This window comes from Aquincola tertiaricarbonis (genome assembly GCF_023573145.1).
Taxonomy (GTDB): domain Bacteria; phylum Pseudomonadota; class Gammaproteobacteria; order Burkholderiales; family Burkholderiaceae_C; genus Aquincola; species Aquincola tertiaricarbonis_B.
Genome location: NZ_CP097636.1, coordinates 3,139,988 through 3,152,661, shown reverse-complemented (window position 1 = coordinate 3,152,661; position 12,674 = coordinate 3,139,988). Strand labels below are relative to the sequence as shown.

General features: G+C 69.3%; 11 protein-coding genes and 1 pseudogene. 10 read left to right on the top strand and 2 right to left on the bottom strand.

Annotation, left to right across the window (positions count from 1 at the left end; translation table 11 throughout):
- From murG to MW290_RS28885, 7 genes are all read left to right on the top strand, one after another.
- Complete coding sequence (gene murG / locus MW290_RS28915) at positions 1–1,074, top strand: undecaprenyldiphospho-muramoylpentapeptide beta-N-acetylglucosaminyltransferase (RefSeq protein WP_250197805.1); 1,074 nt, start codon at positions 1–3, stop codon at positions 1,072–1,074.
- Positions 1,071–2,480, top strand: coding sequence for a UDP-N-acetylmuramate--L-alanine ligase (gene murC / locus MW290_RS28910; RefSeq protein WP_250197804.1), 1,410 nt, complete (start codon positions 1,071–1,073; stop codon positions 2,478–2,480). The genes murG and murC overlap by 4 nt, the downstream gene beginning before the upstream one ends.
- Before the next feature lie 8 nt (positions 2,481–2,488).
- On the top strand, positions 2,489–3,463 hold the full coding sequence (locus MW290_RS28905) for a D-alanine--D-alanine ligase (RefSeq protein WP_375142894.1): 975 nt from the start codon (positions 2,489–2,491) through the stop codon (positions 3,461–3,463).
- Between the two features lie 4 nt (positions 3,464–3,467).
- Positions 3,468–4,286 (top strand): cell division protein FtsQ/DivIB, encoded by an 819-nt coding sequence (locus MW290_RS28900; protein ID WP_250197802.1) that lies wholly within the window; start codon positions 3,468–3,470, stop codon positions 4,284–4,286.
- Between the two features lie 18 nt (positions 4,287–4,304).
- A complete protein-coding gene (gene ftsA, locus MW290_RS28895) occupies positions 4,305–5,534 on the top strand; it encodes a cell division protein FtsA (RefSeq protein WP_046111041.1) in 1,230 nt (409 codons plus the stop codon).
- Positions 5,535–5,622: 88 nt separating this feature from the next.
- Positions 5,623–6,846 carry a cell division protein FtsZ gene (gene ftsZ, locus MW290_RS28890; RefSeq protein ID WP_250197801.1) on the top strand — a complete coding sequence of 408 codons (1,224 nt, stop codon included), beginning with the start codon at positions 5,623–5,625 and terminating at the stop codon, positions 6,844–6,846.
- Between the two features lie 217 nt (positions 6,847–7,063).
- Positions 7,064–8,296, top strand: coding sequence for a cystathionine gamma-synthase family protein (locus MW290_RS28885; RefSeq protein ID WP_250197800.1), 1,233 nt, complete (start codon positions 7,064–7,066; stop codon positions 8,294–8,296).
- A gap of 1 nt (position 8,297) precedes the next feature.
- Here MW290_RS28885 and MW290_RS33350 read toward each other — a convergent pair.
- Positions 8,298–8,387, bottom strand: a pseudogene (locus tag MW290_RS33350) (PEPxxWA-CTERM sorting domain-containing protein); the annotation flags it as partial.
- Between the two features lie 1,116 nt (positions 8,388–9,503).
- On the opposite strand from MW290_RS33350, the gene lpxC reads away from it, so the two are divergent.
- Together lpxC and MW290_RS28870 are read left to right on the top strand one after the other, a co-directional pair.
- A complete protein-coding gene (gene lpxC, locus MW290_RS28875; protein WP_250197798.1) occupies positions 9,504–10,439 on the top strand; it encodes a UDP-3-O-acyl-N-acetylglucosamine deacetylase in 936 nt (311 codons plus the stop codon).
- Between the two features lie 35 nt (positions 10,440–10,474).
- On the top strand, positions 10,475–10,672 hold the full coding sequence (locus MW290_RS28870) for a hypothetical protein (protein ID WP_310740134.1): 198 nt from the start codon (positions 10,475–10,477) through the stop codon (positions 10,670–10,672).
- Positions 10,673–10,675: 3 nt separating this feature from the next.
- Here the strand turns inward: MW290_RS28870 and aqpZ are convergent, their stop codons facing one another.
- Complete coding sequence (gene aqpZ, locus MW290_RS28865) at positions 10,676–11,407, bottom strand: aquaporin Z (RefSeq protein ID WP_259373511.1); 732 nt, start codon at positions 11,405–11,407, stop codon at positions 10,676–10,678.
- A 167-nt stretch (positions 11,408–11,574) separates the two neighbouring features.
- Between aqpZ and MW290_RS28860 the strand changes: the two genes are divergently transcribed.
- Positions 11,575–12,561: a tripartite tricarboxylate transporter substrate binding protein gene (locus tag MW290_RS28860; RefSeq protein ID WP_250197795.1), complete on the top strand. Its 987-nt coding sequence runs from the start codon at positions 11,575–11,577 to the stop codon at positions 12,559–12,561.
- Positions 12,562–12,674 lie beyond the last annotated feature (113 nt).

Genomic DNA, 12,674 nt, shown 5'->3' with positions numbered 1-12,674 from the left:
ATGACTCATCTGGTCATCATGGCCGCCGGCACCGGCGGTCACATCATCCCCGGCATCGCGGTCGCACGCGAGATGCAGGCCCGCGGCTGGACCGTGAGCTGGATGGGCACGCCCGCCGGCATGGAGAACACGCTGGTGCCCGCCGCCGGCATCACCATCGACCGGCTGGGCTTTGCCGGCCTGCGCGGCAAGGGCGCAGTGCATGCGGTCAAGGGTGTCTTCAAGCTCATCGGCTCTTTCGCCGAGAGCTTGAGCATCCTGCGCCGCCGCAGTGCCGATGCGGTGCTGGGCATGGGCGGCTACGTCTGCTTCCCGGGTGGGCTGGTGGCCGGCCTGATGCGCAAGCCGCTGGTGCTGGTCAATGCCGATGCGGCGCTGCTGCTGTCCAACAAGGGCCTGCTGCCCTTCGCCGACCGCGTGGCCTTCGGCTTCGACGGCGCCGATGCGGCCCGCACCCGCCGTTCGGTGGTCACCGGCAACCCGGTGCGCGCCGAGATCGAGGCGCTGCCGGTGCCCGCGCAGCGCTTTGCCGGCCGCAGCGGCCCGCTGCGCGTGCTGGTGCTGGGCGGCAGCCTGGGCGCCCGCGTGCTCAACCAGGCGTTGCCGGCGGCGCTGGCGCTGATCGAGGCCGACCAGCGGCCGGTGGTCATCCACCAGACCGGCGCGGCGCATGTGGAATCGGTGCGCGCGGCTTATGCCGAGGCGCGGGTGCAGGCCGAGGTGCTGCCCTTCATTGAGGACATGTCGCGCCGGTTGGCCGAGTGCGACCTGGTGGTGTGCCGCGCCGGTGCGGTGACGGTGAGCGAGCTGTGCGCCGCCGGCGTGCCCAGCGTGCTGGTGCCGCTGATCGTCAGCACCACCTCGCACCAGCGCGACAACGCGATGTTCATGGCGCAGCACGGCGCGGCCCAGCACCTGCCGCAGGCCGAGCTGACGCCCCAGAAGCTGGCCGAGCTGTTCCAGGCCACCGACCGCACGGCCCTGCTGGCCATGGCAGAAAAAGCCCACACCCTGGCGCGCCCCCGGGCCGCCGCGCGTGTGGCAGACGAGATAGAGAGGCTGATCAAGCCATGAAACACGCGGTCAAGCACATTCATTTTGTTGGTATTGGCGGGTCCGGCATGAGCGGGATCGCCGAGGTGCTGCACAACCTGGGCTACACCGTCTCCGGCTCCGACCAGAACGACAGCGCCGTGGTGCGCCGGCTGGCGGCACTGGGCATCCGTGTGGCCGTGGGCCACGACGCGGCCAACATCGCCGGCGCCGAGGCCGTGGTCATCAGCACCGCGGTGCAGGGCAGCAACCCCGAGGTCATCGCCGCCCGCACCCACCGCGTGCCGGTGGTGCCGCGTGCGGTGATGCTGGCCGAGCTGATGCGCCTGCGCAAAGGCATTGCCATCGCAGGCACCCACGGCAAGACCACCACCACCTCGCTGGTTACCAGCGTGCTGGCCGAGGCCGGCATCGACCCCACCTTCGTGATCGGTGGCCGCCTCAACAGCGCCGGCGCCAACTCGCGTCTGGGCTCGGGCGAGTACATCGTGGTGGAGGCCGACGAGTCGGACGCCTCCTTCCTCAACCTGTCGCCCATCCTGTCGGTCATCACCAACATCGATGCCGACCACATGGACACCTACGGCCACGACTTCGCCAAGCTGAAGACGGCCTTCGTCGACTTCCTGCACCGCATGCCCTTCTACGGCGCGGCCATCGTCTGCGCCGACGACCCGGGCGTGCGCTCGGTCATCCCGATGGTCTCGCGCCCGGTGGTCACCTACGGCTTCCAGGAAGACGTGCAGATCCGCGCGGTGAACGTGCAGGCGCTGCCCGGCGGCCAGATGCGCTTTACCGCGCAGCGCCGCAACGGCGTGCGCATGCCCGACCTGGACATCACCCTCAACCTGCCCGGCGAGCACAACGTGCGCAATGCGCTGGCCGCGGTGGCCGTGGCCACCGAGCTGGAGCTGCCCGACGAGCCCATCGTGCGCGCACTGGCGGCCTTCGGTGGCGTGGGCCGGCGCTTCCAGCGCTACGGCGAGCTGCCGGCGGCGGAAGGCGGTGAGTTCACGCTGATCGACGACTACGGCCACCACCCGGTGGAAATGGCCGCGGTGGTGGCGGCCGCGCGCGGCGCCTTCCCGGGCCGCCGGCTGGTGCTGGCTTTCCAGCCGCACCGCTACACCCGCACCCGCGACTGCTTCGAAGACTTCGTCAAGGTGCTGGGCACCGCCGACGCCGTGCTGCTGACCGAGGTGTATGCCGCGGGTGAAGCACCCATCGTGGCCGCCGACGGCCGCGCGCTGGCGCGCGCGCTGCGCGTGGCCGGCCAGGTCGACCCGGTGTTCGTGGACGACATCAACGAACTGCCCGCCACCATCGCCAAGCAGGCGCGTGGCGGCGACGTGGTGATCGCGATGGGCGCCGGCAGCATCGGCGCGGTGCCGGCCAAGGTGGTCGACCTGCTGGGGGTGCCGGCATGAGCAGCGACATGAAGATCGACGCCAAGGCCCTGGGCAAGACCGCGGTGCTGATGGGCGGCAGCTCGGCCGAGCGCGAGGTGTCGCTGATGTCGGGCACCGGCGTGCTGAATGCGCTGAAGAGCCAGGGCGTGGACGCCTATGCCTTCGACCCCGCGCAGCGCGAGCTGGCGGCGCTCAAGCACGAAGGCTTTGAGCGTGTGTTCATCGCGCTGCACGGCCGCCATGGCGAAGACGGCACGGTGCAGGGCGCGCTGGAGCTACTGGGCATTCCGTACACCGGCTCGGGCGTCATGGCCTCGGCGGTGGCGATGGACAAGGTGATGACCAAGCGCATCTGGCTGGCCGAAGGCCTGCCCACGCCGCGCTACGCCTGCCTGACGCCGGGCGAGCAGACGCGCGAGCGCATCCGCACCGTGCCCGACGACCTCGGCCTGCCGCTGATCGTCAAGCCGCCGCACGAAGGCTCGTCCATCGGCGTGACCAAGGTGCAGGGCTATTCGCAGATGCAGGAAGCGGTGCAGCTGGCCGCCGGCTACGACCCCGAAGTGCTGTGCGAAGAGTTCATCGAGGGCGAAGAAGTCACCTGCCCGGTGCTGGGCGAAGGCGTCGGCGCGCAGGCGCTGCCGGTCATCCGCATCGTGGCGCCCGAAGGCGCTTACGACTACCAGAACAAGTACTTCACCGACGACGTGCACTACCTGGTGCCCAGCGGCCTGCCCGAGGCCGAGGAGCGCGAGATCCAGCGCATCGTGGTGCAGGCCTACCGCACGCTGGGCTGCCGCGGCTGGGGCCGTGCCGACCTGATGGTGCGCGCCAGCGACCGCAAGCCCTTCCTGCTGGAGATGAACACCTCCCCCGGCATGACCGGCCACTCGCTGGTGCCGATGTCGGCACGTGCGGCCGGCATCAGCTACGAGCAGCTGTGCCTGCACCTGCTGGCCGGTGCCCGGCTGGATTCCACCCGCCCGACTTCGGATGCGTGAACGCATGAACATGGCCCTGCCCAACGACGTGCGGCTGACCAACGCGGTGGCCAACACCGTGTTCGTGCTCGCGGCGCTGGTGCTGGCCGCGGCGGCGGTGGCCTGGGTGGCCCGGCTGCCGGTGTTCGCGCTGCGCGGCATCGTGGTCGATGGCGAGATGAGCCGCAGCAGCGTGGCCGCCATCCGCGCCAATGCCGCGCCGCAGCTGCAGGGCAACTTCTTCACCATCAACCTGGCCGCCGCACGCGCGGCCTTCGAGACGGTGCCCTGGGTGCGCCAGGCCATCGTGCGCCGGGTGTGGCCCAACCGGCTGGCCGTCACGCTCACCGAGCACCAGGCCGCCGCCTACTGGGAAGACGACAACGGCGACGAGCGCCTGGTCAACCTGCAGGGCGAGGTCTTCGAGGCCAACCTGGGTGACGTGGAGGAGGAGGGCCTGCCCACGTTGGCCGGCCCCGAAGGCAGCGCTGCGCAGATGCTGGCGCTTTACCGCCGGCTGCAGCCGGCGCTGGCGCCGCTGGAGGCCGAGGTCGAGACGCTGCGCCAGTCGCGCCGCGGCTCCTTCACCGCCGAGCTGGACAACGGCGCCACCATCGAGATCGGCCGCGGCACCGACGACGTGCTGGTGCAGCGCACCGAACGCTTCGTGCGCACGCTGCCGCAGGTGATGGCCCAGTACCCGGGCCGGGCGCTGCAGTACGCCGATCTTCGGCACAACGATGCCTATGCGCTGCGCATCCAGGGCGTGAGCACGCTGCTGACCCCGCCCCCGCCGGTGCGAAACAAGCCTGCGCCGCGTCCCGCGGCCGCACGGCAACGCTAAAGACATCAGGACACACAGATGGCCAAGGAATACAAGGATCTCGTCGTCGGGCTCGACATCGGCACCGCCAAGGTGATGGCCGTGGTGGCCGAGGTGCTGCCCAGCGGTGAACTGCGCGTGGCAGGCCTGGGGGTGGCCTCGTCGCACGGCCTCAAGCGCGGCGTGGTGGTCAACATCGACGCCACGGTGCAAAGCATCCAGCAGGCCTTGAAGGAGGCCGAGATGATGGCCGACTGCAAGATCACCAGCGTGTACACCGGCATCACCGGCAGCCACATCCGGGGGCAGAACTCCACCGGCATGGTGATCGTGCGCGACAAGGAAGTGACGCCGGTGGACGTGACCCGGGTGGTGGAGACGGCCAAGGCCATCAACATCCCCAACGACCAGCGGCTGCTCCTGGTGGAGCCGCAGGAATTCGTGATCGACGGCCATGAGGTCAAGGAGCCGATCGGCATGAGCGGCGGCCGCCTCGAGGTCAAGGTGCACATCGCCACCGGCGCGCAGAGCGCGGCCGAGAACATCATCAAGTGCGTGCGCCGCTGCGGCCTGGAAGTGAACCTGCTGGTGCTCAACCCCAGCGCTTCCAGCCATGCGGTGCTGACCGAGGACGAGAAGGACCTGGGCGTGGCGCTGGTGGACATCGGCGCCGGCACCACCGACGTGGCCATCTTCACCGACGGTGCCATCCGCCACACGGCGGTGATCCCGATCGCGGGCGATCTGATCACCAGCGACATCGCGATGGCGCTGCGCACGCCCACCAAGGACGCGGAAGAGATCAAGGTCGAGTACGGCGTGGCCAAGCAGCTGCTGGCCGACCCGAGCGAGAACCTGGAAGTGCCGGGCCTGGGCGACCGGGCGCCGCGCATGTTGTCCAGACAAGCGCTGTCGGGCGTCATCGAGCCGCGCGTCGAAGAGATCTTCTCGCTGGTGCACCAGGTCATCCGCGACAGCGGCTACGAAGAGCTGCTGTCCAGCGGCATCGTCATCACCGGCGGCTCGGCGGTGATGCCGGGCATGGTGGAACTGGGCGAAGACATTTTCCTGAAGCCGGTGCGCAAGGGCCTGCCCACGTACAGCGGAGCGCTGCACGACATGGTGGCCAACCCGCGCTCGGCGACGGTGATGGGGTTGTTGGAGGAAGCGCGGCTGGGGCGTGCGCGGGGCCACAAGGCGGCTGCACAGGCCGGCTCGGTGGAGACGCTGTTCGGCCGCGTCAAGGACTGGTTTTTTGGGGTGTTTTAGTAGAAGAAGCCCGTTTGAGGCTTCGCACAGGTAGGGCGCCACGAGCGCTGATATGAATCAACGGCAACTGCTAGGCAAGGAGTCAACAATGGCCATCGAAATGATCGAAGAATTCGACCAAGGCACTCAAATTCGCGTGATCGGCGTCGGTGGCGGCGGCGGCAACGCTGTCGATCACATGATCGCCAAGGGCGTTCAGGGCGTGGACTTCGTCTGCGCCAACACGGACGCGCAGGCGCTCAGCCGCAGCAGCGCGAACAGCGTCATCCAGCTGGGCACCACCGGCCTGGGCGCTGGTGCCAAGCCGGCTGCCGGCAAGGCCGCGGCCGAAGAAGCGGTGGACCGCATCCGTGCCGCCATCGATGGCGCGCACATGCTGTTCATCACCGCCGGCATGGGCGGCGGCACCGGCACCGGCGCCGCGCCGGTGATCGCGCGCGTGGCCAAGGAGATGGGCATCCTGACCGTGGGCGTGGTGACCAAGCCCTTCGAGTTCGAAGGCAACCGCCGCCTGAAGGCCGCCGACGAAGGCATCGCCGAGCTGGAAGCCAACGTCGACTCGCTGATCGTGGTGCTGAACGAGAAGCTGCTGGAAGTGCTGGGCGACGACATCACCCAGGAAGAAGCCTTCGCCCATGCCAACGATGTGCTGCGCAACGCCGTGGGCGGCATCAGCGACATCATCCATGTGCCGGGCCTGGTGAACGTCGACTTCGAAGACGTCAAGACCGTGATGAGCGAGCCGGGCAAGGCCATGATGGGCACCGCCCAGGCCGGCGGCCCCGACCGCGCCACCAAGGCCGCCGAGCAGGCCGTGGCCTGCCCGCTGCTGGAAGGCATCGACCTGTCGGGCGCCAAGGGCGTGCTGGTGCTGATTGCCGCGAGCAAGAACACCTTCAAGCTGGCCGAAAGCCGCAACGCGATGAACACCATCCGCCGCTATGCCGCGGAAGATGCGCACGTGATCTACGGCACCGCCTACGACGACAGCCTGGGCGACCAGCTGCGCGTGACGGTGATCGCCACCGGCCTGTCGCCGGCCCGCCGCCAGCAGGCCCCGATCAGCGTGGTGCACAGCGCGCCCGTGCTGCGCACCGGCACCGACAACCTGCCCATCCTCAACAACGTGGCCCAGCCCATGAGCGTGGGCGGCCTGGGCGGCGCGCCGATGCAGCACGACTACAGCCAGCTGAGCACCCCCAGCGTGTGGCGCAATGGCCGCACGCAGGCCGCCGCCAAGGTGGACGCGCTGGCCAGCAACGGCATGGACGAGATCGAGATCCCGGCGTTCCTGCGCAAGCAGGCGGATTGAACGGGGCACCCGGTCCCGCGGGTACGCGGGACCACCCGCCGGGCGGGTTGCCGCGGCCGCCGGCATGAGGCACCCGGTCCCGCGGGTACGCGGGCCCACCCGCCGAGCGGGTTGCCGCGGCCGCCTTCGGAGCGGCCGGGCGGTGGCCGCGGGGTGGTCTGTCGTCGTTCAAAATGTGGCTTGATGCCGCCACCCCGGTGGCACACGAGAACATGACATGAGCGACTACGGTTTCACCACCCGCACCGTGCATGCGGCCCAGGACGCTGGCGCCGAGCATGGGGCGGTGCATATGCCGATCCACACCTCGGTGCAGTACGGCTTCCAGAAAGTGGAAGACCTGATCGGTGTGTTCCAGGGCCGCATCAAGGGCGGCTTCAACTACGCCCGCCAGGGCACGCCCACCACTGCTGCGCTGGAAGCGCTGATCACCCGCATGGAAGGCGGCGTGGGCAGCGTGAGCTTTGCCACCGGCATGGCGGCCATCACCGCCACCTTCCTGACGCTGCTGCGCGCCGGGGACCATGTGGTGTCCAGCAAGTTCGTCTTCGGCAACACCAACAGCCTGCTCGGCACGCTGGCCGACCTGGGCATCCAGAGCACCAAGGTCGACACCGGCAGCGTGGCCCACGTGGAAGCGGCGCTGCAGCCCAACACGCGCCTGGTGTTCGTCGAGACGATCTCCAACCCCGGCACCCGCATCCCCGATCTGGCAGCCATCGGCCAGCTGTGCCGTGAGCGCGGCATCGTGTACGTGGTGGACAACACCGTCACCTCGCCCTACCTGTTCCAGCCCAAGAGCGTGGGCGCCAGCCTGGTGATCAATGCGCTCACCAAGTCCATCGCCGGCCATGGCGATGCGCTGGGCGGCACGGTCACCGACACGGGCCTGTTCGACTGGCAGGGCTACCCCAACATCTTCGCCAGCTACCGCAGCGGCGACGCCAGACAGTGGGGCCTGACGCAGATCCGCAAGAAGGGCCTGCGCGACATGGGCGGCGCGCTGTCGTCCGACCATGCGCACCGCATCCTGGTGGGGGCCGAGACGCTGGAGCTGCGCTGCGACCGCACCAGCGCCACCGCGCTGGCGCTGGCCCGCTGGCTGCAGGCGCATCCGGCCGTCGCCCAGGTGCACTACCCGATGCTGGAAAACCATCCGCAGCATGCGGCGGCCAGGCGCTACTTCAAGTCGGGCTCGTGGCTGCTGAGCTTCGAGCTGGCCGACCCGCAGCGTCTGGTGCCGGTGATCGACAAGCTGCGCCTGCCCGTCAGCGCCACCGGCCTGGCCGACACCCGCAGCCTGATCATCCCGGTGGCGCCCACCATCTTCTGGGAAGCCGGCGCCGCCGTGCGCGCCGACATGGGCATCGCCGACGGCATGATCCGCCTGTCGGTGGGCCTGGAAGACGAGCGCGACCTGATCGCCGACTTCGAGCAGGCGCTGGCCTGAACTAGCGCCGCGGCAGCCGGCGCCGCGCCAGCAGCGCCACCGCGGCCAGGCCGCCCAACATCAGCGCATAGGTGGCGGGCTCGGGCACCGGCGGCGTGAACCCGCCGCCGTTGTTGCCGAAGTCCCAATTGGTGTTCTGCGCATCGGCCGTGGCCGAGTTGAAGACGTGGCCGTACAACGAGTCCAGCGTGCCCAGGCCTTGCTGCATGGCGCCGGTTTGCAGCGTGCTGGCGAACGGGATCTCGATCGACGAGATCTGCCCGGTGTGCGAGAAGTCGGCCGTGCCGTTGTCGTAGACGCTGGTCCACTGATCGAGCGAGAGCGAGAACGGCGTGCCGTACTGGAACAGCAGCTTCTTGTAGACGGTCTGGCTGCCGGTCCAGGGCTGCGACCAAGCGGTGTCGCTGGCCGTGACCTGGAAGGAACTCTCGAAATTGACGTCGCTCGAGTCGGTGAACTGGGCAGAGGCATACAGCGAGGTGTAGGCACTGCCCAGTTCGGTGTTCGCGAAGCTGCCCTCGAGCGTGATGCCGACCAGCAGCGCGCCGTAGCTGCCGGCCGGGCGCGTCGAAGAGGTGATCAGGTACTGCTCGCTGACATGGGCGCTGGCGTAGCCGAACAGGCGGGCATTGGGCGAGCCCGGCACTGCGACGCCGTTGATGTCGGTGCTGCGCACCGTCATCTGGGTGTGCAGGCCGCCGGGCGTGGCCGATGCGATGCCGTTGAAGGCAAAGCCGTACTGCCCGCCGCTGGTCACCAGGTCATACAGCGGGTCGGCCCCTGCGGGCGAGGCATTGGTCTGGATGTCGACCTGCGTCGTCACCGGCGCCAGCGTGCCGGTGGTGTAGTCCCAGGACCTGTACTGTCGACCGAGGTCGAAGTTGGCCGTGAAGTCGCCCAGCGCGGGACTGGACGTATCGATGTAGACGCTGCCGTAGGTGTTGTTGTAGGCCCAGTAGTCGAGCGGCGGCGTCGAGACGACGGCCGATGCCGGGGCCTGCAGCGCCAGCAAGGCCAGGGCGGTGAAGGGGGAGAGGGCAGTGCGTCGGTTGGGCGAGGTCATCGGGGGCTCCTCCAGAGGTGTTGACCCGCCGCATTGCAGCCGTGCCGCGCGCGGCCGGCATCCTCACGCTGTAGGAGCTGCGCGCCGATGTCGCGCAAGACCCCGGCGAGTCCGGTACCGCCCCACATCCCCGACAATCGCGCCATGCTGCGCCAACGTACCCTCCAGTCCATCACCCGCGCCGTGGGCGTGGGCGTGCACAGCGGCCGCAAGGTCGAGCTGACGTTGCGGCCGGCGCCGGCCGATCACGGCATCGTGTTCCGCCGCATCGACCTGCCGCAGCCGGTGGACATTCCGGTGTCGGCCGAGGCGGTGAGCGACACCCGCATGGCCTCCACCATCTCGGCCGGCGGCGACCCCGGCGCGCCCAAGGTGCAGACCGTGGAGCACCTGATGTCCGCCTGCTGCGGCCTGGGGCTGGACAACCTCATCATCGACATCACCGCCGACGAGGTGCCCATCCTCGACGGCTCGGCGGCCAGCTTCGTGTTCCTGCTGCAAAGCGCGGGCATCGTGATGCAGGACGCGCCCAAGCGCTTCATCCGCGTGCTCAAGCCAGTGGAGCTGCGCGAAGGCGAGGGCGCCGCGCTGAAGTGGGCGCGGCTGGAGCCGCACCACGGCTACCGCCTCACCTTCGAGATCGAGTTCAACCACCCGGCGGTGGACGCCACCGGCCAGCGCGTGACCTTCGAGATGGGCAGCGGCCAGTACAAGCGCGAGATCGCGCGGGCCCGCACCATCGGCTTCGCGAAGGACGTGGACGTGATGCGCTCGCGCGGCCTCACGCTGGGCGGCAACATGGACAATGCCATCGTCTTCGGCGACCGTGAGCTGCTCAATGCCGACGGCCTGCGCTACGACGACGAGATCGCCAAGCACAAGATCCTGGACGCCATCGGCGACCTGTACATGGCGGGCAAGCCGATGCTGGCCAGCTACACGTCGTTCAAGGGTGGCCATGCGCTCAACAACAAGCTGCTGCGCAAGCTGATGGCCGACACCAGCGCCTGGGAGATCGTCACCTTCAGCGACGAGAAGCAGGCCCCGGCCGGCTTTGCCGAGCTGGCCCCGGCCTGGTAGCGCGAATGGCCTGACGCACGATGGCGTTCTTCCGGGTGTTGATCGGACTGCTGGCCCTGGCCAGCGTCGTCTGCTTCGTGCTGTATGCCACCAGCCGCGACCCGCGCTGGCGGCAGCGCGGCTGGTTGATCATGAAATGGACCTTGATCGCGTCGCTCGGCTTCTTCGCGGTGCTGATCGCCGAGCGCCTGATCTTCCCGCCCGGGGTGCCGGCACCGCCGGTCACCCCCTGAAACTCAGTCCTGGCTGGCCACCGAGCGGTAGGCCAGCGCGCCGATGATGGCGCCGACGATGGGCGCCACCCAGAACAGCCACAGCTGCTCGATGGCCCAGCCGCCGACGAACACCGCCACGCCGGTGGAGCGGGCCGGGTTCACCGAGGTGTTGGTCACCGGGATGCTGATCAGGTGGATCAGCGTCAGGCACAGGCCGATGGCGATCGGCGCGAAGCCGGCCGGCGCGCGGCTGTCGGTGGCGCCCATGATCACGAACAGGAAGAAGGCGGTCAGCACCACCTCGCACACCAGCGCCGCCATCAGCGTGTACTGGCCGGGCGAGTGTGCGCCGTAGCCGTTGGAGGCAAAGCCGCCCAGCTCGAAGCCCGGCTTGCCGCTGGCGATCAGGTACAGCACGCCACCGGCGGCCACCGCACCGGCCACCTGGGCCACGATGTAGGGCACCAGGCGGCCGGTGTCGAAGCGCCCACCCACCCACAGCCCGATGGACACGGCCGGGTTGAGGTGGCAGCCCGAGATGTGGCCGATGGCGTAAGCCATGGTCAGCACCGTCAGGCCGAAGGCCAGCGACACGCCGTGCAGGCCGATGCCCACTTCAGGAAATGCCGCGGCCAACACGGCGCTGCCGCAGCCGCCCAATACCAGCCAGAAGGTGCCGAAGAATTCGGCGATGGTGGGTTTCATGTGATCACTCCTCGTTGTCTTGAAATGCCTGTGCGGACCCCACCGCAGTTACAGGTCGGGGCGCACTTTGACAGCACTGGCGCGATCTGATTGCCCAGAATCCCTAGCTTGTGAACTTCTGCCGTCTGCGGTGGCAGGCTGCGTCACGGATGCGACAGCCGGCGGCCGGGTTCCTCAGCTGGCGGGTCGGCCGGCCAGCGCGCACCATCGGGTGCATGCACAAGACCTCACGACGACAGTTCCACCGCTGCCTGCTGGGCGGCGCCGCGCTGCTGGGCGCACCGCTCGCCCGGGGCCAGGCGGCTGGCTGGCCCGCCAAACCCATCCGCATCGTGGTGCCGTATCCGCCGGGCGGCTTCACCGACGTCACCGCCCGCCTGATCGCGCAGAAGCTGCAGGAGCGGCTGGGCCAGACCGTGGTGGTGGACAACAAGGCCGGTGCCAACGGCATCATCGGCACCGACGCGGTGGCCAAGTCGCCGGCCGACGGCTACACCATGGGCGTGGTGATCGCCGCCTACGCGGCCAACACCACGCTGTACCCCAAGCTGCCCTACGACCCGCGCAAGGACCTGGCCGCGGTGTCGCTGATCGGCCTGTCGCCGCTGGTGGCGGCCGTCAACAACGACGCCCCCTTCAAGACCGCGGCCGAGCTGGTGGCCTATGCCAAGCGCAACCCGGGCAAGGTGAGCTTCGGCTCCAGCGGCAACGGCTCGGCCGCGCACCTGAGCACCGAGTACCTGAAGGCGCTGACCGGCAGCTACATGGTGCACATCCCCTACCGCGGCGCGGCGGCGGCGCTCACCGACCTGATGGGCGGGCAGATCCAGCTGTTCCTGGACGCAGCCTCGGGCCTGATCAACCCGGGCAAGAGCGGCAAGGTGCGGCTGATCGGCGTGGCCAGCGACAAGCGGCTGCCGGCGCTGCCCGAGGTGCCCACCTTCATCGAGCAGGGCGTGGCCGGCTTCACCGGCAGCACCTGGGCGGGCCTGCTGGCCCCGGCGGGCACCCCGCGCGAGGTGGTGCGCCGCGTCAGCGACGAGGTGGCCCGCATCGTGCGGCTGGACGACGTCAAGGCCCGGCTGGAGCAGATGGGCACCGTGCCCGTGGGCGGCACGCCGGAGGAATTCGAGCAGTTCATCGCCGCCGAAACCGCCAAGTGGGGCAAGGTGATCCGCGATGCGAAGGTGACGGTGGAGTGACTTATAGACCCCCTAGCTCGCTGCGCTCGCGTCCCCCCAAGGGGGATCTCAGTCCCTTGGGGCGGCCCGGCGGGACTGAGCCCGCCGCGGGTGGGTAGGCGAGGGGATGGGGG